The sequence below is a fragment of the Salimicrobium flavidum genome (assembly GCF_900156645.1).
GTDB classification, from domain to species: domain Bacteria; phylum Bacillota; class Bacilli; order Bacillales; family Halobacillaceae; genus Salimicrobium; species Salimicrobium flavidum.
This window is the reverse complement of the sequence record NZ_FTOC01000002.1, coordinates 68,339-93,285: the sequence shown is the minus strand read 5'-3', so window position 1 is coordinate 93,285 and position 24,947 is coordinate 68,339. Positions and strand designations below refer to the sequence as shown.

Sequence of the window (24,947 nt, the reverse complement as noted above, 5' to 3'; positions counted from 1 at the left end):
GGAAATGAAATACAGAGGTGTTGATAGACACCTCTGTATGGCCTTATTCCTGAGAGTTTCTATACTCTTCGGCCGCCGCTTCCGCTTCTTCCACGAATTGTTCGGCAGTTATATTCCCGAGCATGAGTGAAACGAGTGAATTACTAATCGGTGTCTCAAGCTCCGCACTCATCGGGTGTGGTTTCTGATAAATCTGTACTTTATCAGGATTGTTGATCATTTCGTTCGCTTCGATCAGAAATTCCGGAACATCTTCGGACTCCGTAAGATCCACACCCTGCAGGTTCATAAGCGCTCCTGTATGCTCAGAGAAGGATGTCGCGTACTCTTTCGTATAAACGAACTCCACGAACGCCTTCGCTGCTTCAGGGTTATCCGCTTCTTCGGCAATCGCTAATGGACGAAGGTCCGGTACAATCGCGTAAGGTTCCCCTTCTTCCTGCATCGGAGAAGGGATGAAACCATATTCCACCTCTTCCGGCTTGTCTTCGGACATTTCATTAGGCAACCAGAACCCTACCGGGATGAAAGCATTATCATGATTGAGGAAATTCATTTGTGATTGGGTATGGTTCAACGCACCGAAATCGGAATCGATGTAGCCTTCCTGTTGCATAGACTCGATATTTTTGATGACTTCCATGACTTCATCACTGCTCCAGGCCCCTTCTTGACCCTGGATCGTCTGTGTCAGCAATTCATCCCCGCCTTTGGCTCCAAAAGCCGGATACATCATGCCTCTCAAGAAGTAATAAGGATGCTGTCCTGTCGTAACGAATGGATCTATGCCCTCTTCTTCCTGGATCGTTCCCATCGTATCCATGAAATCCGGGAAGTTCTCAGGTGCTTCCCAGCCTTTCTCTTCAAACCAGGCACTGTCGTACCATGTGCCCCACGTATCGAACACGAGCGGAAGACTGTAGACCTCTCCGTCGTACATCGCAGGTTCTACAATGAAACTTTCTTTCAGCGGCGTTCCGTCTTCCAGTTCGATTTCATCCAGAAAGCTGGTCAGATTCATCAGCTGACCGTCTTCGACCATTTGTGTTTCACTGGAACCGGCGCCATCAATATAAACGACATCAGGCGGGTCTTCCGATACCCAGCGGGATCTCATTTCTTCGTTGATATTGGGACCGGCATGTTCAGTGATCGTCACGTCCGGATACTCTTCCTCGAAATCTCCGATGACTTCTTTCCACCAGGAGTCTCCATACCCTCCGACGAAATACTGGATTTCCAGTTCACCTGAAATTTCTCCGTCTCCGCTTCCTTCTGTATTTTCCCCGTTGTCCGCAGTATCTTCAGAATCACTGTCATCTCCTCCGGAACCCGGAGTACAACCTGCAACAACCATAAAGACGAGAAGCAGTAACGCAGCAACTGTGTACTTCCACCTATTCTTCACTACAAGTCCCCCTTAGATTAAGATTTATTTGAAGCCCTCAAGTGGCTTTCAAATCATTGGAACATCGACTCTTCAGCCTTTCGTAAATACCCTTCATAGGCGGAGAGAACTTCTTTCGCCCGGTCATAGGAAAGGTCGGCCTTTTTCATCATGATAGCTGTCTTCACTTCGTAATTGGCGCTTTCGATCAGACGGGAGGCTTCTTCCTCCCCCACTTCTGTAATCGCTTTCAAAATACTTCCCGCCCGTTTCCTCAACTTATAATTGCTGGCATGCACATCCACCATCAGGTTCTCATACACTTTACCGAGCTGTACCATCACGGATGTGCTGATCATGTTCAGGATCATCTTGTGGGCAGTGGCGGATTTCAACCTCGTAGACCCTGTCAGAACTTCGGGTCCTACTATCACCTCGATACTGCAGTCGGCATGAGTACTGATGACGGCATCCGGGTTACAGGAAAGAGCTACCGTATAGGCTCCTGCTTCCCCCGCTCTCTTCAAAGCCCCTATCGGGTACGGAGTCCTTCCGCTTGCCGTAATTCCGATTACGACATCCCGGTCATCAGGGGATACCTCAGCAATATCTTCGTATCCTGCTCCCTCATCATCTTCGGCATTCTCCTTCGCCTGACGGAATGCTTCCCCTCCGCCTGCCATAATCGCCTGCACCTGCTCCGGAGAGGTCATGAAGGTCGGCGGGCATTCGGAAGCATCTATATATCCGATCCGCCCGCTCGTGCCGGCCCCGACATAGAACAGCCTCCCTCCCTCTTTCATTCGTTTCACCGTTTCGTCAATCGTCGTCGCTACCTGGGGCAGCACTTGTTCTACAGCAGCGGCAACTTTACTGTCTTCCCGGTTCATGATTTCGAGCATCCCCATCGTAGACTCCGTGTCGAGTGTTGTACTGTGCGGGTTACGACTCTCCGTAATCAGTGTTTTCAGCTTATCTTCTCCCATCAGACCCCTCTCCTTTCAGTAAGTTTCGCCGCCCCGGAGGAAGGAGAAGAATATGCCTTCCTGATCCTTCCGAGATGATTGGACTCGATATACGTTTTGAACTCTTCTTTAACGAACGATGAATGTGCAAAGATTGCTCCTGCAGTGAAAACGGGCGTGTCTCTGTCTTCATGCATCATTTTGTTGTGCAGGCTATGGATATGTAGTGCCAGTTCATGTACGGTTTCTTTCAAAATCTCCTGTACTTCAGGCAGATGTTCGTGCCGGAGGACAGGTTTGGCAAGGGCAGCGATCTCCCGCTTCTGATCTTCTGCCTGATAATAATAATCGATAAGTTCTTCCGGACGGCTCACCCCGGTCTCCTCCAGTACGATTTGTGAAAGCAGGCTGGAAGCAGCCCGCCCGTCCCGCTCCTTTGCGACCCGCCGCAACACTTCCCGGCCTATTTCATAGCCGCTGCCTTCGTCTCCGAAGAGGTGGCCCCAGCCCCCGCTTTTGAAAAAAGTTCCCTCCTCTACAGCTACGGCATTGGACCCGGTACCTGAAATGATCAGCATCCCGCGGGACGACCCCGGCGGAAGAGCACCCTGAAGCGCAGCTTCACTGTCCGAGAACACACCGATTTTTGAATTTTCAGATATATCAAGTTTTAAAAAAAGAGACCTGAGCCGCCTCGTTAGTTCCTCCTGTTCCTGTAATCGCCCTGCTCCGGCTATGCCGGCGCCGACTGCGCTCACAGATCCAGGCATGATCTGATGTTCCTTCATTCCATCCGCCACGATTGCTGCAATTCTTTCAGCACTTCTCTCATATCCCACAGATCTCGGATTCGACCCGGGACCATAACTCAGTTTCGCAGTCTCGTGAAGATCGTCTTTTTGAAAAAAAGCGACTTCGGTTTTGGATCCTCCTCCATCGATGCCAATGATATATTCCATCCAACCCCCACCTTTTTTCGTTACCTAAATTATAAATTGACCGAATTATTATGTCAAATTTATTTTTAAATTTCCGATACAATGTTTCAAAAATTGCTGCTATCTATGGAAAAGGCGAAAAAATTATGTATAATCATTACCAAAAGGAGGAGGTTCTTATGGATTCGGAAGTACTTGCACAATTAACGGAAATCCTGGAGGAAGATCAGATAAGTACGAATGACACGATCCTCGAACACCACAGCAAAGATGAATCCTACCATGCAGCTCACCTGCCGGAAGTCGTGCTTTTCCCGCGCTCGTCGGAGGAGGTCAGTCGTATTCTTGCCCTGGCGGATCGAACGAAAACACCCGTCACTCCCTTCGGTCTCGGGTCCGGCCTCGAAGGTCACGTCGTCCCTTCTTCCGGCGGCATTTCCATCGATTTTTCCGAGATGACACAGATCATTGAGGTACGCGAAGATGACCTCGTCGTGCGGGTCCAGCCCGGGGTCACCCGCTCCATGCTCGATAATGCACTGAAGAAATACGGCCTCTTCTTTCCGGTGGACCCGGGAGCGGATGCGACCATCGGTGGTATGACAGCGACGAACGCCAGCGGTACCACTTCATTGAAGTACGGCGTAATGAAAGACCAGATCCGGAGTCTCGAAGTCGTCACGCCACAGGGGGAGATCATCAAGACCGGGAGCCTCGCTCTCAAGTCTTCTTCCGGGTACAACCTGACCGACCTCTACACCGGATCGGAGGGTACGCTCGGCTGTATCACCGAAATTACGCTGAGTCTTTACGGAGTGCCTGAGAACATAACAGCCGCGCGGGCTACTTTCCCTTCGATCAACGATGCTGTCGATGCCGTCACATCGATTGTACAGGCAGGGGTGCCTGCCGCCCGGATGGAACTCGTGGACGAAGCTTCCATCCGTCAGGTCAACCGACTGGTGGAAACAGCTTATGAAGAGAACCCGACCCTCTTCCTCGAATTCCACGGCAACGAAGCGGGACTCAAGCAGGACGTTCAATTCACAAAAGAAATTCTGTTCGACAATCATTGCACCGACGTTATTTTCGAAAAAGACAACCAGGCCCGCATGAAGCTGTGGGAAGGACGGCACAATCTCGCCTATGCGTACGTTCATGACTATCCGGGGCGTTCGCTTATGGTGACGGACGTATGTGTACCGATCTCCTCCCTGGCCGAAGCGATCATTTTCGGGAGGGAACAGCTGGAAGAGAACAATCTTCCCGGGGGTATCGTCGGTCATGTGGGAGACGGCAACTATCACGCATTTATCATGATTGATAAAACGGATGAGAAAGAAATGCAGAAAGCGGACGACTTCAATCAGGCCATCGTCGAACATGCTTTATCTCGCGGGGGCACGTGTACCGGTGAGCACGGTGTGGGCATCGGGAAGAAGAAATATCTCGAAGCGGAACACGGGGCCGCGCTTGGTGTGATGAAGACGATCAAGAAAGCCCTCGATCCGAATAACATCATGAATCCCGGTAAGTTCATCGATATCGAGTGAATAATATTTAAAGGTCTGTCGATGCGCAGTTTATTGAATTGTTGACATTTATTCTTTTGGGACTTCTTTTCTCATTAAAACTGAATACCGTTCTAACTCTATCTCTCGTCTTTATAATACTCTTTTTAATAATAGACACTCTTAATTTTATGGAGAGTGATACCTCCACTTAAATGAGACGATCAATAATTTCATAAAGCAAATGCAAGTGCAAAATATACCTTCTTTCTCCTGAAAAGCCATAAGATACTCTTTGAAAGAGAATACGTTAATTTAAAGAGGGAGCGAAGCTAAAGTCACATTCATTCCAATGACATTTCGAACTAGTAAAGAAGGTATAGCAAATCAAAAAGCAAAACCTTTTCAATCCACCCAAGACGAATGGAGTAAGGAATTAGGCGTGTTTGTGTACGACTTTGAATTCAAAATCAAATATTCAACATATATAGTTCACCTTTCAGGTGAATGAGGCAAAAATGATAATAAGTCTCCTGGTTTATAACCTGACAAACTGGCTACGGAACCTTTGTTTTTCGAAAGAACAGGATAAAACGCAAATCGCAACAATCCGGACACGAATCGTAAGAGTCTCCAGTAAACTGGTGAGGTCCGGGCGGGCGGGCGCTCTACTTCAAGCTGGCTTCCAGTTTCGTGTATCCGACCTTCTTTTGGAAAGTATTGGAGCAGACTCAGTAGCTGAAGCTGGAATGAACCAATCATTTATCCAGTTATTAAAGATGAAAGGAAGACCAGGGGATTCGTCTGTCTAAAAACAGGGGTTTTCGACTCACCAACGAAAACAGCACCTTTCAAAAAGTGAAATCACCATTTATGTTTCCAACGAATAAAGAAATCACTCAATTTAAGCCAAATGATTGGCTTTTCGAGATAATTATGAAGAATTCAGGTTATTTTATATTTTTTAATATAATGAGCATAACATTAAAAAATATAACTATACTCGCAAATATTACAAAAATAAGCCCTTCCACTTGGAAATTATAGATATTTATATGATGAAGAAGATATAAAACAAATAAAAATAGCAAGGAAAATATGAGTGTGAAAAACCCAGCCTTGTTTTTTATAAAAGTAAAACGTTCATCTTCTCGCTTTAAATCCTCGTATATATAATAATAAGTTAATGGAAATAAAGACAAAATTAAAATATAACTCTTGAAATCACCGGTTAAAAAATCAATGATTCCAACAAATAAAGCGAGAACTCCAAAAATGAGATAGATTTTTTTTGATGGTATTTTTTTCATTACTATTCCTCCTCTTTTTCTAATAAAAATATTTCCTCGACGGGTGTACTAAATTCTTTAGCTATTTTCAATGCTAACGTTAATGAAGCCTTATATTTGTTTTTTTCAATTGAAATAATTGTTTGTCTAGATACATTTAAGACTTGAGCCAATTTTTCTTGAGAAATATTGTTTGATTCTCTTAACTTCTTTAAATTATTCTTCACATTAAATCACTTCCTTTTCCCTTATTTTATATAAAACTAACTTAAATGTAAAGTGAACTTTACATAGTGCTAATATTCACTTATAGGTACTCTTTGAAAAAGAATCAAAACGAAAGAGTGTAGACATAACTTCAGAAGAGACGAAACCTATACTGACAGGTGCAGACGGTCCTGATGTAACTGCTAGACAAAGTGGTTCTTACGCGAAGTTGGGGAAAGGTTCTCAACACTCGATTTCAGGGTATAAGGAATACAAACCTGGAAAGGCGTTGGCGTACGTATTTTCCGAATTCAAAGAGATGGTTGTCCCCTGTGAGGGGAAGCATCGTATCCTCTGCCACTCGCAGGAGAATCAGAAGATGTTCTTTGTCGTAGAATCTTTGTCTTCTAGTGCTGTGTGTCCGGTCTGTGAATCCATATCCCATCGCCTCACAATCGCTATGTATACCGTATCCGAGACCTCCCGGTTTCTTCGCGGAAGTCGGCGACCTGGCCAACTACAGAGCTCCACGCTAAATCAATAAATTAGCGGGACTCAATCTAAAGTTGAACCAATCTGGAAAGTTCAAGGGCCAGACGACGATTACGAAACGCAGGAGAAAGCGACTGCGGAGTTTATTGTTCCAAGTCGCCCGCCCTCTCGCCCTTCACAATGAAGCGTTCCGGAAACCTCGTGAACACTATCGTCACCGGGCCGCCAATCCTCCTTACCGAAAAGCAGTTATTCGTCGCTCTGAGTCGTTAACTCGTCAAAATCTTTTATATCTTAGGGACACAGGAGTGTGCCTTCAGTGAAATACGCATGATCCGGGACATCTCCGGTATTTCAGACTTACAGAAATCTGCTTAAGAAGACAGAACCATTTCGTTGAACCGTTTTCGAACAATAGAAGCACGGAGAAGCCGGTCGTTATTTTTTCCGTTAGGGCCTGGACCCGCTAAAGGATTATTTCCGGCATCCACCATGGTCAGGTCGAATGAAGGAATTTGCGCGCATAGACGCAGAGACGTGGGAGGGCCCACCGCCATGAGTTATGTGAAAATCCAAGGTGCGATCATACGATACACATCCATTTAATGGAAATTATCCATGGATGTCTAATTGGTGTCCTGCTCAAGTTCCAAATATACCCTTTATTTTCAAATGAAGGATTATAAGACCACCATACGCTTCTGGGAATCGAAAGAAAACGGAAGAAAAACGAAGGAATTCTAAGAATACGTTAATATAAAGAGGGAGGATCGTTTTACGCTTACACCATAAAATTATTGAAACGTGCCTCATACGGAATCAGGAGCTTTGAGATAATGAAGAAGAAAATCCTCTAACAGGAAATGAAGAAGGTAGTGAGGTAATCACCCCACCACCACATTTGACAGAGAACCTTTATATATAATTGTCTATTATTTTGATGGAACACTCTTTATAACTAGCTTTAAAAATAATCATTTGCATAACCAACACAGTAACCCACATCAAAACTAAAACCGCTAGCTGCAGCAGTAACACACCCTACACATCCTGCGCCAGCTGTACCAATACATACCGCAGAACAAGCTATACTTATACCAGTGATCACCCATCCTGGTACTTGCATATCATTTTTCATACAATCGTTAAAAGCTCCCCACCAACTACCAATACCCAAAGTTTGAAAACCATCAGAAATTTGAGCATTATCATTTGGAACATCATACTCTTTATCTTTGTTTAATTTACCATTAGCATAGGATTTTATATGCCCAGTTTCATTATTTACTTTTGTTAAAATCATCTCATCATAATATTTAACAGAATTATCTTTTAATAGAACATTATAAGTATGAAATTTTCCACTTTCACTACCAATGACTATGTTTACCAATTTTTGATTTGAATCTTTAAACTTATAAACTTTATAGTTTTTAACTTCTTGAAGGTCAGCATGAATAACCATATTCTGTTCTTTAATTTTATTTTTGGCATCATCGTAAATTTTTTCACTTTTTGTTTGATTTAGCTCAATAGCATTCTGACTAAACTTTTGTAGTTCATTTGCAAAATCATTATTCTCAGATTGGGCATAAGTCGGATTTGAAAAAGCTCCTAATAATGTAAAAGCAAGAAGAGATAAAACAAGACTAACATTAATAATTTTATTCATTTTTTTCCTCCTATTTTTGTGATTTAATGTAAATACCTGAATTGTCCATGAGAATAGATAAAATCGAGTAAGTCCTGGTCACACCAAAGAATGTCCTCCTGCTCTTCTTTCACCTAAAAAGTGAAAGAAGAATACAGAGGAAGCCTTGATATAAAAGAATTTGAGTGGATTTTAGGAATATTGATGAATAATCCAGGTGAATAAACACTTAAACTCTTTCTCCTTTCATTTTTCCTCCCTTCTTATTATTAACTTCAAGTTTATGGTACCATCAAGTTAGTAAATATTGTATTTCGCATTATTTCACAAAAAAGCTAGAATTTATGATAGTTTTCGTCATTCTTGTACAAGGTGGTTAACGAATGGAACCAGGGAAAATTTTGAAAAGTTATAGAGAAGAAAATCAAATGAGCCAAGAAGAAACAGCTAAGTCAATTGTATCTTCATCATACTTGTCCAGAATTGAAAATGGTCAAACCAAAGCTGACGACACTACTTTAGCTTTATTGTTTGAAAGGGTAGGCGTAGACTACTATGATATTCGCTCAAGGGATGAGGAGCTTGAAAACTTATTGACCGAATGGGAGACTCCATTATTACATAATGATTTTGAAAATAGCCAAGTGATTCATGAAAAGATAAATGAATTAGTTTTCCCTTTCTCTGATACTAAATTACAAGTGGAGTACCACATAAAGAAAATAAGATTCTCCATAATATGCAATGAGTTGAATTCAACAGAACCGTCTTTCCGGTTCATAAACAAATTCGATGATACGTTAAGCCAAAAAAACAGGTTTTATTATTATAAATATAAAGGCAACTATTGTTGGGCTGTCTCTGATGTTGAAAATGCAAAGATCTATTTTGAAAATGCATACCAGGTTTTCTCTCCAGCTATTCTTGGAGAATTGGAAAAAGCAGACCTGTATTTCTTATATGCTTTAGCATTATATGCGAATCAACAGGAAACAGTGAGTTTTAAACTCGCTCAAGAAGCTCTTAACATCTTCCAGGACAACTACAGAGTCAAAGAATGTCTGAAGCTTCATATTCACCTGGGTATTTGCTACAGTAAGTTGGGAGATATGGATTCATCTTTGTCACAGTTCAAAAAAGCTGAATATCTTTCTAAAGAAATTGATGAGAATAGTTTCAATGGAATTGTTCAACACAATATTGGGTATGCTTTTTTCTGCAAAAAACAGAGAAGTACAGCTATTTATCATCTTCAAGAAGCACTTGCATTTAAGAAACAAGAAAGTTACAGTTATTTACATACGCTTAATTTCTTAATTTACACAAATTTAATTGAGGGCTATATTGATAAGTGTATGGTAACCATAAATGACTATTTGGAAATTGTGAGTAATTCAAGTGAAAAACAAATCCAAGTGAAAGAGTTCTGGTTTCTTGTATATTTCATCAAAGAGCCTCAATATACTTGGGAGAAACAGTTTAACGAAGTCCTTTTACCCACCTTGAAGGAAGAAGGAAAATATCAAGAACTTATTAAGTATTCAAAACTGTTAGCAGCATACTATGAGAATCAAGGTAGTTATAAGAAATCTTCTTGCTTTTATAAAATTGCGTTAGATAACAGTTCTGGACACATATATTAGGGAGGTCATAGCATGAGAAAATTTTTTGCGGGGATTGTTCTGAGTATATCCATTATCGGTTCTTCTGTGACAGGAGCGAGCGCAGAAGAAAGTAACGGGGAAGAATTTCAGCATCCTGATCATCATATTATAATTGTTTCTGATTCAAGCATTACTCCCCCTATAGTGAAACCGTTCAGTGAGGAATTACCTCCGGGAAATTAATCGAGGGAAGAAAATACCCACCAGGCACAAGGACAAGTAGTCACTCGTGTATCTGGTGGGTATTTATATATTAAGCGCTCTGCGACTGTCCGGATTCTTCCGCTTTCGGTTCAGGCTTCTTAATAAACAGGGAAAGAATCACTCCTGCAAAAGACAGCGTCGTAGCTGCCCAGAACGCGAGATTGTAGCCGTTGATCATCGCCTGTTCAGCCAAAAATTGCTGCGGTTCCGGATTTTCCATGGCCGTCTGAGCAGTGCTTTCCCCCGGCTCGAAGTTCTTCGCACCGTTCGACATCACAGTGATCAGGATAGCCGTACCGATCGAAGCGGAAACCTGCTGCATCGTGTTGGCCATCGCCGATCCGTGTGCGTTCCAGCTCTCCGGAAGCTGATTCAGCCCGTTCGTCATGACCGGCATCATTGCAAGCGACAATCCGAACATGCGGATGGCATAGACAATGGTCAGAAACATAAACGACGTGTCCATCGATAGGGTCGTGAAAAAGAGCGTCGTTACGCTGACGATCAGCAGACCGGGGATAGCCAGCACTTTCGCTCCGACTTTGTCGAACAGAGCACCGGTCAAAGGAGACATGATCCCCATGACAATCGCTCCCGGCAACAGCATCAGACCTGAATCGAGCGCAGAGTACCCGAGCGTATTCTGCATATATAATGGCAGAATCGTTTCCGCCCCGATCATCGACATCAACACGATCATCGTAATAACAAGCGAGATCGAGAACACCGGGAAACGGAAGACCCGGAACTCAAGCATCGGCACCTCCATTTTAAGCTGACGCAAAATGAACAACGTGAGGATGATGCCGCCTCCGATCAGGCAGCTGAGTACCTTGGGACTCGTCCAGCCGTCTTCTCCGGCACTGCTGAATCCGAACAACAGGCCGCCGAACCCGAAGGAAGAAAGAAGAATCGATACGACATCGATTTTCGGATACGTCAGTTTCGTCACGTTTTTCACCGCGAATATACCGAAGACGAAGGTCGCCACAGCAATCGGCACGACGACATAAAACAGAGCGCGCCAGGAGTTGTATTCAAGCATCCAGCCGGAAAGCGTCGGCCCAATCGCCGGACCAAAAGCTATCACCAGACCAGCCGCCCCCATAGCTGCACCACGTTTTTCCGGTGGAAACAGGGTGAGGACGATCGTCATCATGAGCGGAAGCATGACCCCGGAACCCATCGCCTGGACGACCCGCGCGACAAGTAACAGCGGGAACGTGTGTGAAAACGCAGCGATCGTCGTTCCGGTAATGAATACGGCAATCGCCGTCAAAAATATCTTTCTCGTCGAAAATCGTTCAATCAAAAATGCGGAAATCGGAATCATTATTCCGTTTGTGAGAAGAAAAGCCGTAGTCAGCCACTGCACTTTATTCTCGGTTATTCCGAACTCTTCCATGATACTTGGCAGTGCTGTCGCCAGAAGCGTTTCGTTCAAAATAGCGAAAAACGCCGCAATCAGCATAACCGCCAGCATTGGTCCTTTTCGAACCTGAGGTGTACCTTCATCCGTCATATATTCCATCCCTTTCAATACTATGCAGTCATGGTTATGACTGTTTAGTCATAAAGAGTATGATAATCCCGGACGGACGTAATGTCAAAGATTATGCTACGATGGAGCTTGGGAGGAATGTACGATGAATATCCAGTGGCTGAAAGTGATCATCGCCGCCTTTTTCGAAATCGGGTGGGTGATCGGACTGAAACATGCAGATAGCGTAATGGAATGGGCAGGAACCGTTATCGCTATTATCATAAGCTTCTACTATCTGATCATGGCCGGTCAGAAACTTCCGGCAGGTACGGTTTATGCGGTCTTTGTAGGAATCGGAACGGCGGGAACTGTGCTTGCGGGAATGATTTTCTTCGGGGAAGCGGCAAGCGTGGAGAAACTGCTGCTGATCGGAGTACTGCTTGTAGGAGTCATCGGGTTGAAAGTAGTAACACCGGAGGAGGAAGAATAATGGCCTGGACATATCTAATGATAGCCGGACTCGGTGAGATGTTCGGAGTACTGATGATCAATAAATTCCATATCGAACGTACGCTAACTTCTCTCCTGCTTCTTATCACAGGATTTTCAGCCAGCTTTCTGTTTCTCGCCCTTTCGATGGAAACCTTGCCGATGGGACTGGCCTATGCGGTATGGACAGGTATCGGTGCGGCTGGTGGAGCGATTTTCGGCATGCTGTTATACGGAGAACCGAAAGACGGCAAACGGATCTTTTTCCTTTCTCTGATCATCGCCGCCGTCGTCGGTCTGAAATTGGTCTCTCCCTCCTGAATCCGTCAGTCGGAGTAGACGTAAGTGCCGGCCATGTAATCATGGATAGCCCGTCGCTGCTTCATTGCAAGAACCATGACAAGACTGACTACCGTGGAGACACCGAACGTAATTACACTGAGCAGTACTTTCCCGATAAAATCACGGACGAACATGTCAAACAGCGTCACATCCGACCCGTCCAGTTTTCTCACCCGGATACTGACCATCCGCTTCGCCAGCGTATACCCGCCCCATACAGCCGGGAGAATCGTCAGGTATAAGCCATCGAAAGCGATATAGGCATAGCTGTTCGTCAGTTCGGCGGAAAGTTCTCCCGTAACAAGAAAATACACCATCGTAGCGATCATCGTAGTGATCAGGCCGTCCACAAGGAAGGCGATCAGTCTCATCCCGAAGCCTGCATGATCCAGTTCTGATTGCATCAAATCCCTCTTTCTCCACTCTTGATCTCAAAATGTAGTTCTGTAAATTGTCCAAATTGCCGGACTCGCTTCCGTTCAAGAGTAGTTTCCGGCACAGAAGAAAACAGAGGCACGCCTTCTCCGAGAAGCACGGGCGCTATAGTAATCACGATATCCGTTATGTCCCCGCGCTCGAGATAGGTTCGAAGAAGTCTGCCTCCTCCGACGACCCAGATTGTTTTCCCCTCTTCTTCCTTAAGTTCTTCCATTACATCCGCAGAGGTGAACGTAACGGTTTCCGTTTTACGTGGGAAAGAGGAGGTGATGACGTACGTCTCCTTCTCTTCGTACGGCCACCTTTCGAGTTCCTGCCTCTGCAGCCAGTCGTATGTTTTCCGGCCCATAACGACCGTATCCACCGTTTCGTAAAATTCAGAGAAGCCGTTATCCCCTTCCCCTTCTATTGCATCCAGCCAGGCGAGCGATTCGTCTCTTCCTGTGATGAAACCGTCGAGGCTCATGACAATGAACAGCGTCACCGGCCTACTCATCGGAAATGTCCAATGTCATATGTTTCTCATCATAATAGTCTCCATGCATTTTCAGCGCTTTCTCCTCCACACCCCACGTGTAGAACCCGGCCTTTTCATAAAGACGGATGGCGGATTCGTTGCTCGTCACTACCGACAAATTTATCTTTTCGATATAGCCCTCCTCCTTCGCCTTTTCTATCGTTTTCTCGAGAAGCTGACTTCCCACGCCTTTGTTCCGGACCACCGGAGACACGTACACCCCGATGAGGTGAGCGGCGTGTTTCAACTTGTTCGTCTCCTGGGTCACAAGCGTCATCATACCGACGATTTCATCATCCCAGATCGCTCCGAATGTGAAACTGTCCGGGTCCGCAAGACGTTTCGAGACCTCCCGGACCGGATCTTCTTTCGACATCGCTTCTTCATAGCTCGTAGCGAACGCTTCCGGATTGTTACTGAGCGCTTCCAGCCTCAAATCCCAGTACATATTCGCATCATCCGGACGTAACAGTCGTATTTCCATTATCCATCCCTCACATCTATTAGTTCGAATTCTTCACAGACGACCGTCATGTCTTCTGTGAACTCCTTCCCTATTTCCTTCATAGCTACGCGGAAAAAACGTTCATGAGCGTTCCACCAATATGTATAGGAACGATCTCCTTCTCCTTCTTTAAAGGCAAAGGGTTCCGGCACTTCATTCATCGGCATAACCGTAACTTTGTTCGTACGTATGATCGCTACCGGCATCTCCTCTGCATTAAGAATGATACTGTATTCACCTTCTTCGGGTAAAGGTTCATTTTCTGCTTTATATTCCTCGTACGCCGAGCATGTAGCCGTTTTGATTCCTCTGATAACGAGATCGGCCAGTTCACCCTCATCTACTCCGAACGCCCATGCTGATACTTTCTCGGGCTTCGGTTGGCCCTTCCAGTAGTCTTCCCAATATTGCTTCGCCTGTTCATTCATCACTTATTCTCCTTTAATCTCCCGGACCTCCCGGACTGTGGAAGTCATTCTGGGTTTTACGATGCGCATCGTTCCTTGCTTCCTGAGCCGCTCCTGAACCGCGAGGCTGACTCGCCCTCTCTTTATTCCGGTGCATCCGCCTGTGTTTTCCTGTAAGCCGATCGATCAACCTTGCCAGGAAAAAAGGGATCGATAAAACAGCAACGATCAGGAGAACACCAACGATTGTATACATGAATGGGCCTCCTTCCTAATAGTGAAACCTTTTTCTTACATACGAAAAAATAGAAAGAATGTTTCATTCCCATCTCTTTTTACGGATAATTTGGCAGAACGCCCCTTATTTCAATGAGGGGATGAATGCTAAGGGTCTTTGTAGGTTTTGGTATTTGGCAGAAGCAAAGGCTATTATTTGTTATATCGAACACATGTTTGATAGAATGGATGAAAGGAGGTGAACAACCATGGCAACGAAAACGTTTCTCGTTAGATTGAAATCCCTTTCGAAGAAGAAGCACAAACAATTCGTGTGCGAACAACAAACGTTCGCTTCTTGTGTGAATCATTGCGTGGAACGTCTTCAATCTGGTGAAAAACTCTCCTCCAAGAATGTTCCTTTTGATTTGAAGTCCGCTATCAAGAACGAAGGAATCCGAAAAGCCAAAAAAGCTGTTTCTGATGTGAAAAAGGGATTGGCGAAAACGGTTCCGACGTTCAGAAGCTCGCTTGGGATTAAGATTAATAATCAAAACTGGAACACGGTTGAGAAAAACGGACGTTGGTACATCGCATTCACCACTAACGAAGGAAAGAAGACCTTCCCTGTCGTGGAAACGGAATATGTGCACACGTATTTTCCGTTTTTCACCTATCAAAACCGTGAATTCCGAGGCACTATAGAGGTACTTCGCAAAGGTCGGGACTGGTACGTAGCTGTACCCGTTCAAGTCAGTTCTGAATTAGATGCAGAGAAAACACATAAACCTTATGAAGCGTATACACCGGTAGGCGTAGACTTAGGGCTACGTCACCTTGCGGTTCTTTCAGAACCGGTGAGTGGCATACGACAATTCTTTTCCGGCAAAGAAGTCGGTTTTAAGCGACGTCATTTTCGTTCCCTGCGCCGTTCACTAGGCAAGAAAAAGGCACAGCGTGCTTTAGAACACGTAGGTAAAAAAGAAAGTCGTTGGATGAAAGACTATAACCGTAAACTAGCCAAAGCTATTGTCGATTTCGCCCGTCAATTTGATAATCCTATGATTAAAATGGAACAGCTCGACGATATCCGTAAGACGTGCAAGAGCTTGAAGCGAGCAGACAGAACGATTCACTCGTGGGCATTTTACCAGCTGAAACAGTTTATCCGCGAAAAAGCAGCAGACTACAACATCCCGGTGGTGGATATCAACCCCTACCAGACTAGCCAGGAGTGTTTCCTGTGTGGTTACGCCGAAAAAGGAAACCGGCATATGGACACCTTCCACTGCAAAAAGTGTGGTCACTCCAATCACGCTGATTTGAACGCTTCCAACAACATAGCAACAAGCACGAGCTTGGCGGTGTAGATGACAATCATTTGTCATCGATAGACCAAGTGCCTGGGCGGTAGAATCCGACCCAGGAGCCTCGCGTGGCACGAGGTATAGAGGTCATGATGACGGTGGGTCAGAAATGGAACAACATAAGACGTGTCTAACGACATGTTCTCCACTGGAGTGAGCCTCTCCCGTACACTCCCGAAGGGAGTATTCACTTTGGATGCTCGGTATTTCAATACCGAGAGGATGTCACTTATAATAAGCGGAGAAAGGAGGCGTCTTCCATGATCGAACTCGTCAATGTAGAAGCATTCATTCTCGCAGCTATCCTGTTAAACCTTACTCCCGGAACCGATACCATGTATATTGTATCACGAAGTGCCTCCCAGGGGCTCGGTGCAGGGGCTTATTCCGCTCTAGGTATCTCTGCAGGCGTAATCATCCATACCCTTCTGGCAGCTCTCGGACTTTCCGTCATTCTTATGCAGTCCTCTCTCCTGTTTACCATCGTCAAAATCATCGGGGCTGTTTACCTTGGTTACCTCGGTCTCCAGATGATTCTCACGAAGCGAAAGCGAGAAGAAGAGGAGAAGACACTGCCGAAACAGTCGAACCGGAAAATTTTCATCCAGGGGATGATCACGAATGTGACGAACCCGAAAGTCGCTGTCTTTTTCCTGGCGTTCCTTCCACAGTTCGTACAGGCAGACGCCGGTATGACTGCCTCCCTGTCTTTCCTCACCCTCGGTCTGATCTTCACAACTACCGGGACCATCTGGTTTTTCATCACCGCACTTCTTGCTTCCGTAACGACGGCGAAGCTCCGCAGCGGAGGGAGAAGCGGATTGATTCTCAATAAAGCGACGGGAGTCGTATTCATCGCGATGGGACTCCAGCTCCTGTATACGAAATCCTGAATAGATTCCCCCTTAAAAACTTCTGACAAAAAAACTGCGAAACACCCGTTATGATAACGGATATTCCGCAGTTACAGCTGTCCCTGGTACCAGGAAAAGTAGCCGAACCGTACGCTGAAGATAATGAAAAAAAGAAGTACCGCACCCATACCGGCGGGAAACAACCAATCCTTCCCCCGGACTTTCAGATTCCGGTAAAAGGTACGCTCACGGCTTCCGGTGAATCCTTTCGATTCCATCGCCAGCGCCGTACGCTCCGCCTTCCGGATCGCCCCGGCCAAAAGCGGAACAGCAAATCGACGGGACCGCTTCCATTTGCTTTCCGTACCCACACCGCGCACGCGATGAGCGGCACGGATCTGATCGAACTCCGTCTTCAGCATCGGCAGGAATCTGTATCCCGCCATGATACCGTAGGCGAGTTTCGGCGGCAGTCGCAGCTGCTGCATCAGACTGAGCAGGAACTCCACCATATTCGTCGTGAACATGAACAACAGCGACAGCGTAGCGAACGCCATCACCCGGAAGCTGAGGGATAAAGCGACGAGGACATTCTCCTCCGGCACTTCCCACCCCAGGAGAACGATCGTCTCTGCCGGGTTTTGGGGCGGGTCCGCAAAAGCTATCGTCGTCCAAAACATTCCGAACGCAAATATGGTAAAGGGGAGAAAATAAAACAGATAATACTTCTTCCGGAAGCGACCGAATAAAAAAGTGATGAGCACTGTGAACATTGTAAACAGCACCGGAGTGACAGGGTCGAACAACAAAGCAAGAATCAGCACGAGGGCGAGAATGGTCAGCGCCTTCACACTCGGATTCACGTTATTGAGGTACACGGACGCCACCCTCCTGCATTTCTTTTAATCGTACCTTGAGCGGACGCTTCAGCTGAAATGCATCAAGATCTCTCTTCCACAGTTCATCCGCACGCCCATCGAACCCTATCTCTCCGTCTTTCATCGCCACCACACGGGTCGCATACTGTTCCACGAGCTCCATATCATGGGTGATCATGACAATCGTCGTCCCCGAGCGATGTTTTTCATCAAGTAAATCCATCACGCGCCGGGTGGAGCGCGCGTCCTGGCCGAACGTCGGTTCATCAAGAAACAGAAGATCCTGATCCTCGACGAGCATCGTCGCAACACTCAGCCTCCGTTTTTCTCCCTGGCTCAGCGTAAACGGGTGAAGGTTCCGTCGTTCCCATAACCCGCACCACTCCAACAGGTGACGCACTCTTTCCTCATCGGCACCGCTGTAAGCGACCTCCGCCCACACGCTGTCGGTGAGAAACTGGTGCTCCGGGTTCTGGAACACGTACCCTACCCGCTTGAACCACTCTTTTTTCGGAAACGAATGCAGCATACGCCCCGAAGTCGGAGACTCGATGCCTGCAAGCACCCGGCACAGGGTCGTCTTTCCACTTCCGTTCGGCCCGGTGACAGCGGTGAAGGAACCTTCAGGAAGCGTTATATCAATGGCGTGGAGAATCGATTTGAAGTTCACCTTTTCCGTCTGCAGCAAAGCTCTTTCCCCATCTTCTTTTTCACGGACTTCCGGGAGAACCGGCAGACGACCAGCTAATTCCCGAGCTGTAAGCGGAAGCGGAGGCGTGGCGGCCCCTTCCTCCACCGCAAGCTTCACCGTCTGGGGTACGGCAATCCCCTCTTCATGCAGTATCGGGGCGTAGCGATCGATTCCTTCCCGGAGCGGGCCGTCATAAAACAGTTGCCCCTCTCTATCCAGCATCAGCACCCGATCCGTGATCGATAACCATGGATCCAGATCATGTTCAATGACAAAAAGTGTCACGTCCTTCTCCAGTTTCAGCCTCTCGAGCAGGGCAACGAAATCATCCGTAGCTACCGGATCCAGATTCGCAGTCGGTTCATCGAGGATAATGACCGGCGGGCGCATCGCAAGGATACAGGCAAGCGCCAGCTTCTGTTTTTCTCCGCCGGAGAGGGAGGTGATGGTCCGGCCTTTTTTCGGAAGAAGCCCCACTTCCTCTAGAGCGGTATCCACTTTTCCTTCCATCAATTCCGGAGCTGTGCCGAGGTTTTCAAGACCGAAAGCCACCTCGTCTTCTGCAGTAAGCATGCAGAACTGCGTCTCCGGGTCCTGAAACACAATACCGACATGACGGCTGATTGCCCCCGGCGACGCTCCGTCCACTTTTTTCCCGGCGACACGGACCTCTCCTTCCATCGAACCGTCCAGTTCCCTCGGGTAAAGACCCGTCAGACAGCGGCTGAGCGTACTCTTCCCGGAGCCGCTCGCTCCGAGGAGTAATACACTTTCTTTTTCATCGATCGTAAAAGAAACATTACGAAGTACCGGATTCTCCATCTCTTCATATTCAAGTGTCAGATTCTTAACATCAATCATGCGACATGCTTCTTCCGTTTTTCCTTGCCGAGAGCGAACCCGGAGAGGACGCCTGTTTTCGCCAGAGCATCACTCAGCAATTTTCCAGCCACCCCTGCAAGCAGGGCTCCACTGAGGACCCGGGTGATGAACATGAGAAGGACGTATCCTCCGGCCAGGGCCGCGAATCCGGACTGGAAGTATCCCCACGCGAAGCTGAACACTCCGGCCATCATACCGGCAAAAATGAGTGTCGGGAGCGTATAACTGCGATACCGGGTGATGGCGAATGCCGATTCCGCACCGAGTCCCTGGATCATCCCGCTTATAATGAGCATCGGACCCACGGCATTTCCAAGCAGCACCTCGACCGTCGCAGCAATCGTCTCCGATAAAAATGCCGCTCCCGGTTTACGGATGATATACGCGGCGATGATCGACACGATGAACCAGATACCGAAGATGAAATCATAGCCGATCGGGCCGAAGAAGCCGACGAGCACTTTTCCGACCGGCAAAAAAGCGAGGTATACGACTGCAAATACGACAGACAGCACGGACATGACGACGATTTCTTTCAGTTTCCAGTTCTTCATGAACGTTTCCCTTTCTCGGATGGACTGTTCGCAGACATCGTCACCGTCATCACTGTATGGGAAGAACCGCTTTTTTCCGTTTCGCAGAACACGTCCTCCAGGCCTTCGAACATAGCATTCACATCTCCTGACAGTTTCGTCGCGTAATGAGCGGCAGAGACTTCGATCCCTTTTTCTTTCATCCGGTCGATCTCCCGGTAAATGACATCCATATAATCTCCTCCCCCCATCGGATAAAGGGAAAATTTCGCATTCGTATTCTGTTTTACGTCACGTAGCCCATTGGCGGGATCACCGATATCCCCGGTATACTGATCTCCCTCGGAGTCACCCGGACAACCGATCGAATAGGTGGCATTGAACGCGACATGGACTCCGCTACGGGCGATTTGCAGATAGACAGCTCTCGTAACATCAAAAACATGCTCGATTTCCCCTCGCACCGTCGTCGTTACTTCGTCCGTGTCTATCCATACATTCGAGGTATCCGTTTCCTTCAGACTCCCCTTGATATGCTCGACGAACTCGTCACTCATCGGGTGCACCGAAAACGAACATCCTGCAATTCTTGAATTTCCACACTGTTGACTCATGTATTATTCCTCCTTTTGATAATAAAAAACAAAAAGACTGCACCCGGTTCGTGGGATGCAGTCTGTATCATCAAAAAGAGTATTGGTTGTAACTCAGACTGCACTTCCCCACGCTGGTATTATCCAGATCGGGTTCAAAGGGTCAGAACTGTGTTCTTCTCAGCCTGTTCAGGCTCCCCTAGTGCATGAAACGGTATGCAGTTTTTTGTTCTTTGACTGTTATCATAAACGAGTCTGAATATTTTGTAAACCACTTATTTTTGTCCCACTCACTCTCCTTCTACAACTAGGCAGTTTTTCCTGTTTTAAGGTAAAAATTGCATATTTCTTATTCTCTCGGGTATCGACCACTAAGGAACAATTTAAGGAGGAATCAAATTGGCTAATCATTTGATCGGCGGCGTTTTTTCGCACGTCGGAGATGCAGAACAAGCAATCCACGGATTGACGAAACAGGGGTATGAAGCGAAAGACATTTCTGTTTTCGCCCAGGATAAAAGTAAAGTCAACGTACTCGAAGATGAAACAGACACGGGCGTTACCTCCAACAAAGGAGGACGTGGCGAAAATGCAGGAAAAGGCGCAGGTATCGGTGCCGCTTCCGGTGGCGTGCTCGGTGGGGTGAGTGGTCTCGTCGTCGGACTTGGGCTTCTAGCGATTCCTGGAATCGGTCAGATCGCTGCTGCAGGTCCGCTCGCCTCCGCCCTGACAGGCGCCGGAGTCGGAGCCGGTGGCGGTGGTCTCGTCGGAGCCCTCGTCGGTATGGGCATGCCAAAAGAACAGGCGAAACAATACGAAGGACACCTGAAAGACGGGAAAATCATCGTACTTGTTGAAGCTTCCGAAAAACATGCAGACAGTGTGTACCGCACGTTCCTCACGAATCGCACCGAAAACAAATCGATGTATCCGGAACATGTCCAGAACTCTCATCATGACGATGATCATCACGATCATGACCATAATAATGACCATGATGAGCACCATAACGATCATAACCACGACAACAAAAAAGAACCATTCAACCCGGAAATCCATGATCAGAACTCGACTACAGAGACGCGTTCGGATCGTCACAACAAAAAATAAGAAAAAGAAAAATCCTGTCCGACTGATAAAAGCCGTACAGGATTTTTTTATCTTCAAATCGTTTTCAGAGCATCGAGAATCGGGGTCTCCCCTTTGGTCACCTGGAACTCTTTATTAATCAGGCTGTCGCTGTTCAACGTTTCCACAATGACTTTGGCTACGTCTTCGCGGGGTATTTCATCACGTGTGACCTCAACAGCAGCATTCACCTTACCGGTTCCTGCCTCATTCGTCAGTCGACCCGGATGAATGATCGTGTACTCCAGGCCTGAAGAACGGAGCCACTCGTCCGCATAAAACTTACACGCTGCGTAAGGTCGGAATCCTTCTCCGCCCCAGTGACCACGTCTTGTATCAAAGGAACTGATAAGTGCAAACCGGCTCACACCTTTTTGTTTGGCGGCTTCCATCATCTTCACCGCTCCGTCCAGGTCGATCATGATCGTTTTGTCTTTGCCGGTATCAGGCCCGGACCCCGCCGCGAAAACAACGGCGTCCACATCATCCATCAGACCGGCCAGTACATCAATCTCATCTTCGAGGTCAGCGACTGCGACACCTGCCCCCATTTCTTCAAAATAGGGACTTTGCGTTTTGTCACGGATCATCGCTTTCGCTTCAAAATGCTCGCTTTCCTGAAGCAAACGGACTACATGTCTGCCGATTTGCCCATTCGCTCCGACAACCAACACCTTTTTCATAGAAATCACTCCTTTTTAATTGGCTCTGTTGTCATTTGTTGTTGATATTCTTCTCTTCAGGTAGAAGTTTGCCGCGGACATGGCGGAAACTTCCCGTATCTCCCTCTGATCGATACAGGTGATTTTCCTCCATGCTAGTTCCACAGGCGTTTCCACCTTCCGTTCCTATCATCAACAATAGGCTTTAACAGAGGTTTTTAATTACTTACGACTGGAGATTCTTTCACGTAGTCATCCGATTCAGCTAAATCAGCCATGAATTGTGCGAGACTCGCCCGGGAAACTCTCACACCTACTTCCTCCTTGCCATAATAACCGACTTTCACCGGCTTTTCCCCTTTATCATTCAGATAGCCGACACGTACCAGCGTCCAGTCGAGATCGGTACTGCGAATAGCTGCAGCCATACGCTCAACTTCACGCTGGTTATTTGCCAGGCCGATACGAAGGGCAGAAGCGAATGCGTTGATACGGTAACTTTTTTCGTCTTTCGGGTCCTCCACACTGCTCGTAGCTACTCCGAGGAATCGTTTCGTCCCGACTTCTCCCATGGTCTCTACGATATTGATCACCCCTTCACTGAGGGTCTGTCTTTTCACGCGACCGTTCGGGCCAAGGAGACTGATGACAGCATCCGCATCGCGCACCGTTTCTTTGATCTTCTCCCGTTCGTCGAGTGTTCCTTCAATAGTTGCAAGACGTTCATGTTCCATCGGATACAGCTTTTCGGGGCTCCTTGCGTAAGCATATACTTCATGACCTCGCCCCAACAATTTATCTACGAGACGGAGCCCGGTAGCTCCTGTACCTCCAAAAACCACTATTTTCAATGAACACATCTCCTTTCTTCAAAATACTCCATCTTACTATTTTCCCATATTACCTACTCTGAAACAATGTGACCATTTAATGGCATACCATCTTTACATTGCGGGTATGCACCTTGTAGTATGTGGTGAACACCTATTCACCATACCACTATTTCATACATATCAAGGAGGCATCGCCGTGGACAACAAAAAGAAGAAATTCAAGTTCATGAACACCACTTTCTGGTCGTCTTTTCTCATCCTTCTAGCCTTTGCTGTATGGGGAGGATTAGCGCCAGAAACGCTCGCTTCCCAGGCAGATACGATTTACGGGTTCATCGCTGACACCTTCGGATGGTTCTACCTCGTATTCGTATTCTGTCTGATCATCTTCAACTTTTACCTGGCCTTCAGTAAATACGGATCGATTCGCCTCGGCGGGGATGATACCCGTCCGAAATACCCTTTTTTCACCTGGATTGCCATGCTGTTCAGTGCCGGTTTCGGGGTAAGTATCGTCTTCTGGGGCGTGGCTGAGCCGATGACTCACTTCGGTACACCACCTCCGTTTGAACCGGGAGTAGAAGCAGGAACAGCGGAAGCCGCTCGTATCGCTATGTGGAACGCCTTTTTCAACAACGGCATCCACCAATGGGCATCGTTCACCTTTGTCGGACTTGCCATTTCCTACTTCATCTATCGTCAGGAAGAACGCAGCCTGATAAGTGATACCCTTAATCCTGTCATCGGTGACACCGGAAAGAAACCGTTGCGCCGGACCATCGACAGTATTGCAGTCATTGCCACTGTCATGGGGGTTGCCACAACGCTCGGATTAAGCGTTCTTCAGATCAACAGCGGACTTGGAGCTACGTTCGGTCTTCCGTCCGGGGAGACGACACAGATATTGATTGTACTTGCCATGTTCGTCTTCTTCATGGTGTCGACCTTCTCAGGACTTGACCGCGGTATCAAATACTTAAGTAACGTCAACCTTGGACTCGCCCTCCTACTTATGATCGTAGTGTTGTTCATCGGCCCGACCGGTTTTATTTTCAATACAATCACCACTGGAATCGGGGACTATCTGCAGAACTTCTTACAGGCAAGTCTGCGCCTCGGTCACTACAGTGAGAGTACGTGGGTGCAGGACTGGCCGGTCTATTACTGGGCCTGGACTATCGCCTGGGCACCGTTTGTCGGTATGTTCGTAGCCCGTATCTCCAAGGGCCGTACCGTGCGTGAATTCGTACTCGGCGTTATGGTGACCCCACCATTCCTCGGGATTATTTGGATCGGGATTTTCGGGGGTACCGCTATTCATTCCGATCTGTTCAATGGTACAGACATTGCGGGAGCCGTGGCTCAAGATGAAGCGACCGCTCTTTTCTCATTATTTGCACAGCTGCCACTCGGAGGAATTCTTTCGATACTGTCCATCTGTCTGTTGTTCACGTTCCTTGTCACTTCTGCCGACTCGGCTACGTTCGTGCTCGGAATGATGACGACCCAGGGGGACAGAGACCCGTCTGTAGTAATTAAGGCAATTTGGGGTACACTGATCGCCTCCCTTGCTATCATACTGATTCTCAGTGCCGGACTTAATGGTCTTCAGACTGCCTCGCTGATCGGGGCCTTACCATTCTCGATTGTACTCTTTGTGGTCGCCGTTTCACTTCTGATGACGATCAGAAGTGACTACAGAGAAACACGGGAACGTAAAGATATCGAGAAGCACCGTAAGATTGCAGATCATATCGATGATGAAAACGGAAATGGGAACGGGAATGGGGATGGGAAAGATAACACTTAACCGTCTACTTT

At 46.9% G+C, this 24,947-nt stretch carries 30 protein-coding genes, 1 pseudogene and 1 riboswitch; of the genes and pseudogenes, 11 read left to right on the top strand and 20 right to left on the bottom strand.

Translation table 11 applies throughout. The features are described 5' to 3' along the window. Positions 1-43: 43 nt before the first annotated feature. Genes BW944_RS03740 through BW944_RS03730 form a run of 3 tightly spaced genes read right to left on the bottom strand, consistent with a single transcriptional unit; the run spans position 44 to position 3,311 of the window. Positions 44-1,408: an extracellular solute-binding protein gene (locus BW944_RS03740; protein ID WP_407690077.1), complete on the bottom strand. Its 1,365-nt coding sequence runs from the start codon at positions 1,406-1,408 to the stop codon at positions 44-46. A gap of 53 nt (positions 1,409-1,461) precedes the next feature. Further along, complete coding sequence (murQ, locus tag BW944_RS03735; RefSeq protein WP_076557013.1) at positions 1,462-2,373, bottom strand: N-acetylmuramic acid 6-phosphate etherase; 912 nt, start codon at positions 2,371-2,373, stop codon at positions 1,462-1,464. Then, positions 2,373-3,311 carry an N-acetylglucosamine kinase gene (locus BW944_RS03730; protein WP_076557012.1) on the bottom strand — a complete coding sequence of 313 codons (939 nt, stop codon included), beginning with the start codon at positions 3,309-3,311 and terminating at the stop codon, positions 2,373-2,375. Before BW944_RS03730 ends, murQ begins: the two co-directional genes overlap by 1 nt. 158 nt (positions 3,312-3,469) lie before the next feature. Between BW944_RS03730 and BW944_RS03725 the strand changes: the two genes are divergently transcribed. Beyond that, positions 3,470-4,843: an FAD-binding oxidoreductase gene (locus tag BW944_RS03725; RefSeq protein WP_076557011.1), complete on the top strand. Its 1,374-nt coding sequence runs from the start codon at positions 3,470-3,472 to the stop codon at positions 4,841-4,843. A 452-nt stretch (positions 4,844-5,295) separates the two neighbouring features. Beyond that, positions 5,296-5,539: pseudogene (locus BW944_RS03720) on the top strand (transposase); the annotation flags it as partial. A gap of 212 nt (positions 5,540-5,751) precedes the next feature. Here BW944_RS03720 and BW944_RS03715 read toward each other — a convergent pair. The 3 genes from BW944_RS03715 to BW944_RS15115 all read right to left on the bottom strand — a co-directional run bounded on the left by BW944_RS03715 (position 5,752) and on the right by BW944_RS15115 (position 6,814). Then, positions 5,752-6,111 carry a hypothetical protein gene (locus BW944_RS03715; protein ID WP_076557009.1) on the bottom strand — a complete coding sequence of 120 codons (360 nt, stop codon included), beginning with the start codon at positions 6,109-6,111 and terminating at the stop codon, positions 5,752-5,754. Between the two features lie 2 nt (positions 6,112-6,113). Beyond that, complete coding sequence (locus BW944_RS03710) at positions 6,114-6,317, bottom strand: helix-turn-helix transcriptional regulator (RefSeq protein ID WP_076557008.1); 204 nt, start codon at positions 6,315-6,317, stop codon at positions 6,114-6,116. Between the two features lie 236 nt (positions 6,318-6,553). Then, positions 6,554-6,814 (bottom strand): hypothetical protein, encoded by a 261-nt coding sequence (locus BW944_RS15115; RefSeq protein ID WP_200806496.1) that lies wholly within the window; start codon positions 6,812-6,814, stop codon positions 6,554-6,556. 49 nt (positions 6,815-6,863) lie between these two features. Between BW944_RS15115 and BW944_RS15200 the strand changes: the two genes are divergently transcribed. After that, on the top strand, positions 6,864-7,112 hold the full coding sequence (locus BW944_RS15200) for a transposase (protein WP_076557007.1): 249 nt from the start codon (positions 6,864-6,866) through the stop codon (positions 7,110-7,112). A gap of 641 nt (positions 7,113-7,753) precedes the next feature. Here the strand turns inward: BW944_RS15200 and BW944_RS03700 are convergent. After that, positions 7,754-8,461 (bottom strand): hypothetical protein, encoded by a 708-nt coding sequence (locus BW944_RS03700; RefSeq protein WP_076557006.1) that lies wholly within the window; start codon positions 8,459-8,461, stop codon positions 7,754-7,756. A 362-nt stretch (positions 8,462-8,823) separates the two neighbouring features. Here BW944_RS03700 and BW944_RS03695 point away from each other — a divergent pair, with 362 nt between their 5' ends. After that, positions 8,824-10,083 carry a helix-turn-helix transcriptional regulator gene (locus tag BW944_RS03695; protein WP_076557005.1) on the top strand — a complete coding sequence of 420 codons (1,260 nt, stop codon included), beginning with the start codon at positions 8,824-8,826 and terminating at the stop codon, positions 10,081-10,083. A gap of 12 nt (positions 10,084-10,095) precedes the next feature. After that, the gene (locus tag BW944_RS03690; protein ID WP_076557004.1) at positions 10,096-10,287 is read left to right on the top strand and encodes a hypothetical protein; all 192 of its coding nucleotides are present in this window, start codon (positions 10,096-10,098) and stop codon (positions 10,285-10,287) included. A 70-nt stretch (positions 10,288-10,357) separates the two neighbouring features. On the opposite strand, the gene BW944_RS03685 is transcribed toward BW944_RS03690, so the two are convergent. Further along, a complete protein-coding gene (locus BW944_RS03685; RefSeq protein ID WP_076557003.1) occupies positions 10,358-11,830 on the bottom strand; it encodes an MDR family MFS transporter in 1,473 nt (490 codons plus the stop codon). Between the two features lie 124 nt (positions 11,831-11,954). On the opposite strand from BW944_RS03685, the gene BW944_RS03680 reads away from it, so the two are divergent. Continuing rightward, positions 11,955-12,281, top strand: coding sequence for a DMT family transporter (locus BW944_RS03680; RefSeq protein ID WP_076557002.1), 327 nt, complete (start codon positions 11,955-11,957; stop codon positions 12,279-12,281). Next, positions 12,281-12,601 (top strand): DMT family transporter, encoded by a 321-nt coding sequence (locus tag BW944_RS03675; protein ID WP_076557001.1) that lies wholly within the window; start codon positions 12,281-12,283, stop codon positions 12,599-12,601. Before BW944_RS03680 ends, BW944_RS03675 begins: the two co-directional genes overlap by 1 nt. 5 nt (positions 12,602-12,606) lie before the next feature. On the opposite strand, the gene BW944_RS03670 is transcribed toward BW944_RS03675, so the two are convergent. From BW944_RS03670 to BW944_RS03650, 5 genes are read right to left on the bottom strand one after another with little or no spacing between them, the layout of a single operon-like run. Beyond that, a complete protein-coding gene (locus BW944_RS03670; protein WP_076557000.1) occupies positions 12,607-13,026 on the bottom strand; it encodes an RDD family protein in 420 nt (139 codons plus the stop codon). Beyond that, positions 13,026-13,544, bottom strand: a complete 519-nt coding sequence (locus BW944_RS03665; RefSeq protein ID WP_234983101.1) for a dihydrofolate reductase family protein — start codon at positions 13,542-13,544, stop codon at positions 13,026-13,028. The genes BW944_RS03670 and BW944_RS03665 overlap by 1 nt, the downstream gene beginning before the upstream one ends. Before the next feature lie 4 nt (positions 13,545-13,548). Beyond that, a complete protein-coding gene (locus BW944_RS03660; RefSeq protein ID WP_076556998.1) occupies positions 13,549-14,061 on the bottom strand; it encodes a GNAT family N-acetyltransferase in 513 nt (170 codons plus the stop codon). Beyond that, complete coding sequence (locus BW944_RS03655) at positions 14,061-14,510, bottom strand: ASCH domain-containing protein (protein WP_076556997.1); 450 nt, start codon at positions 14,508-14,510, stop codon at positions 14,061-14,063. The genes BW944_RS03660 and BW944_RS03655 overlap by 1 nt, the downstream gene beginning before the upstream one ends. A 13-nt stretch (positions 14,511-14,523) precedes the next feature. Beyond that, positions 14,524-14,745, bottom strand: coding sequence for a hypothetical protein (locus BW944_RS03650; protein WP_076556996.1), 222 nt, complete (start codon positions 14,743-14,745; stop codon positions 14,524-14,526). Positions 14,746-14,974: 229 nt separating this feature from the next. On the opposite strand from BW944_RS03650, the gene BW944_RS03645 reads away from it, so the two are divergent. Then, on the top strand, positions 14,975-16,075 hold the full coding sequence (locus tag BW944_RS03645; RefSeq protein WP_076556995.1) for an RNA-guided endonuclease TnpB family protein: 1,101 nt from the start codon (positions 14,975-14,977) through the stop codon (positions 16,073-16,075). Between the two features lie 257 nt (positions 16,076-16,332). Continuing rightward, complete coding sequence (locus tag BW944_RS03640) at positions 16,333-16,965, top strand: LysE family translocator (protein WP_076556994.1); 633 nt, start codon at positions 16,333-16,335, stop codon at positions 16,963-16,965. A 71-nt stretch (positions 16,966-17,036) separates the two neighbouring features. On the opposite strand, the gene BW944_RS03635 is transcribed toward BW944_RS03640, so the two are convergent. Genes BW944_RS03635 through BW944_RS03620 form a run of 4 tightly spaced genes read right to left on the bottom strand, consistent with a single transcriptional unit; the run spans position 17,037 to position 20,524 of the window. Next, on the bottom strand, positions 17,037-17,804 hold the full coding sequence (locus BW944_RS03635) for an energy-coupling factor transporter transmembrane component T family protein (protein WP_076556993.1): 768 nt from the start codon (positions 17,802-17,804) through the stop codon (positions 17,037-17,039). Continuing rightward, positions 17,791-19,356, bottom strand: coding sequence for an ABC transporter ATP-binding protein (locus tag BW944_RS03630; RefSeq protein ID WP_076556992.1), 1,566 nt, complete (start codon positions 19,354-19,356; stop codon positions 17,791-17,793). The genes BW944_RS03635 and BW944_RS03630 overlap by 14 nt, the downstream gene beginning before the upstream one ends. Beyond that, positions 19,353-19,931: an ECF transporter S component gene (locus tag BW944_RS03625; protein WP_076556991.1), complete on the bottom strand. Its 579-nt coding sequence runs from the start codon at positions 19,929-19,931 to the stop codon at positions 19,353-19,355. Before BW944_RS03625 ends, BW944_RS03630 begins: the two co-directional genes overlap by 4 nt. After that, on the bottom strand, positions 19,928-20,524 hold the full coding sequence (locus BW944_RS03620; protein ID WP_076556990.1) for a YkoF family thiamine/hydroxymethylpyrimidine-binding protein: 597 nt from the start codon (positions 20,522-20,524) through the stop codon (positions 19,928-19,930). The genes BW944_RS03625 and BW944_RS03620 overlap by 4 nt, the downstream gene beginning before the upstream one ends. An 88-nt stretch (positions 20,525-20,612) precedes the next feature. Continuing rightward, positions 20,613-20,714, bottom strand: a riboswitch (TPP riboswitch). A 188-nt stretch (positions 20,715-20,902) separates the two neighbouring features. On the opposite strand from BW944_RS03620, the gene BW944_RS03615 reads away from it, so the two are divergent. Beyond that, complete coding sequence (locus tag BW944_RS03615; protein WP_076556989.1) at positions 20,903-21,613, top strand: general stress protein; 711 nt, start codon at positions 20,903-20,905, stop codon at positions 21,611-21,613. A gap of 53 nt (positions 21,614-21,666) precedes the next feature. On the opposite strand, the gene BW944_RS03610 is transcribed toward BW944_RS03615, so the two are convergent. From BW944_RS03610 to BW944_RS03605, 3 genes are read right to left on the bottom strand one after another with little or no spacing between them, the layout of a single operon-like run. Next, entirely contained in the window at positions 21,667-22,314 is a 648-nt protein-coding gene (locus BW944_RS03610) for an SDR family oxidoreductase (protein ID WP_076556988.1), read from the bottom strand. Between the two features lie 15 nt (positions 22,315-22,329). Continuing rightward, the gene (locus BW944_RS15310; RefSeq protein ID WP_268794079.1) at positions 22,330-22,458 is read right to left on the bottom strand and encodes a hypothetical protein; all 129 of its coding nucleotides are present in this window, start codon (positions 22,456-22,458) and stop codon (positions 22,330-22,332) included. Positions 22,459-22,511: 53 nt separating this feature from the next. Then, positions 22,512-23,135, bottom strand: a complete 624-nt coding sequence (locus BW944_RS03605; protein ID WP_234983118.1) for an NAD(P)-dependent oxidoreductase — start codon at positions 23,133-23,135, stop codon at positions 22,512-22,514. Between the two features lie 187 nt (positions 23,136-23,322). Here BW944_RS03605 and BW944_RS03600 point away from each other — a divergent pair, with 187 nt between their 5' ends. Then, a complete protein-coding gene (locus BW944_RS03600; RefSeq protein WP_076556986.1) occupies positions 23,323-24,936 on the top strand; it encodes a BCCT family transporter in 1,614 nt (537 codons plus the stop codon). Positions 24,937-24,947: the final 11 nt, after the last annotated feature.

Bases quoted from the DNA above. Each gene is read 5' to 3' on its own strand.
- murQ (WP_076557013.1), bottom strand. From the start codon at position 2,373: ATGGGAGAAGATAAGCTGAAAACACTGATTACGGAGAGTCGTAACCCG.
- BW944_RS03730 (WP_076557012.1), bottom strand. From the start codon at position 3,311: ATGGAATATATCATTGGCATCGATGGAGGAGGATCCAAAACCGAAGTC.
- BW944_RS03725 (WP_076557011.1), top strand. From the start codon at position 3,470: ATGGATTCGGAAGTACTTGCACAATTAACGGAAATCCTGGAGGAAGAT.
- BW944_RS03715 (WP_076557009.1), bottom strand. From the start codon at position 6,111: ATGAAAAAAATACCATCAAAAAAAATCTATCTCATTTTTGGAGTTCTC.
- BW944_RS03700 (WP_076557006.1), bottom strand. From the start codon at position 8,461: ATGAATAAAATTATTAATGTTAGTCTTGTTTTATCTCTTCTTGCTTTT.
- BW944_RS03695 (WP_076557005.1), top strand. From the start codon at position 8,824: ATGGAACCAGGGAAAATTTTGAAAAGTTATAGAGAAGAAAATCAAATG.
- BW944_RS03690 (WP_076557004.1), top strand. From the start codon at position 10,096: ATGAGAAAATTTTTTGCGGGGATTGTTCTGAGTATATCCATTATCGGT.
- BW944_RS03685 (WP_076557003.1), bottom strand. From the start codon at position 11,830: ATGACGGATGAAGGTACACCTCAGGTTCGAAAAGGACCAATGCTGGCG.
- BW944_RS03680 (WP_076557002.1), top strand. From the start codon at position 11,955: ATGAATATCCAGTGGCTGAAAGTGATCATCGCCGCCTTTTTCGAAATC.
- BW944_RS03675 (WP_076557001.1), top strand. From the start codon at position 12,281: ATGGCCTGGACATATCTAATGATAGCCGGACTCGGTGAGATGTTCGGA.
- BW944_RS03670 (WP_076557000.1), bottom strand. From the start codon at position 13,026: ATGCAATCAGAACTGGATCATGCAGGCTTCGGGATGAGACTGATCGCC.
- BW944_RS03660 (WP_076556998.1), bottom strand. From the start codon at position 14,061: ATGGAAATACGACTGTTACGTCCGGATGATGCGAATATGTACTGGGAT.
- BW944_RS03655 (WP_076556997.1), bottom strand. From the start codon at position 14,510: ATGAATGAACAGGCGAAGCAATATTGGGAAGACTACTGGAAGGGCCAA.
- BW944_RS03650 (WP_076556996.1), bottom strand. From the start codon at position 14,745: ATGTATACAATCGTTGGTGTTCTCCTGATCGTTGCTGTTTTATCGATC.
- BW944_RS03645 (WP_076556995.1), top strand. From the start codon at position 14,975: ATGGCAACGAAAACGTTTCTCGTTAGATTGAAATCCCTTTCGAAGAAG.
- BW944_RS03640 (WP_076556994.1), top strand. From the start codon at position 16,333: ATGATCGAACTCGTCAATGTAGAAGCATTCATTCTCGCAGCTATCCTG.
- BW944_RS03630 (WP_076556992.1), bottom strand. From the start codon at position 19,356: ATGATTGATGTTAAGAATCTGACACTTGAATATGAAGAGATGGAGAAT.
- BW944_RS03625 (WP_076556991.1), bottom strand. From the start codon at position 19,931: ATGAAGAACTGGAAACTGAAAGAAATCGTCGTCATGTCCGTGCTGTCT.
- BW944_RS03620 (WP_076556990.1), bottom strand. From the start codon at position 20,524: ATGAGTCAACAGTGTGGAAATTCAAGAATTGCAGGATGTTCGTTTTCG.
- BW944_RS03610 (WP_076556988.1), bottom strand. From the start codon at position 22,314: ATGAAAAAGGTGTTGGTTGTCGGAGCGAATGGGCAAATCGGCAGACAT.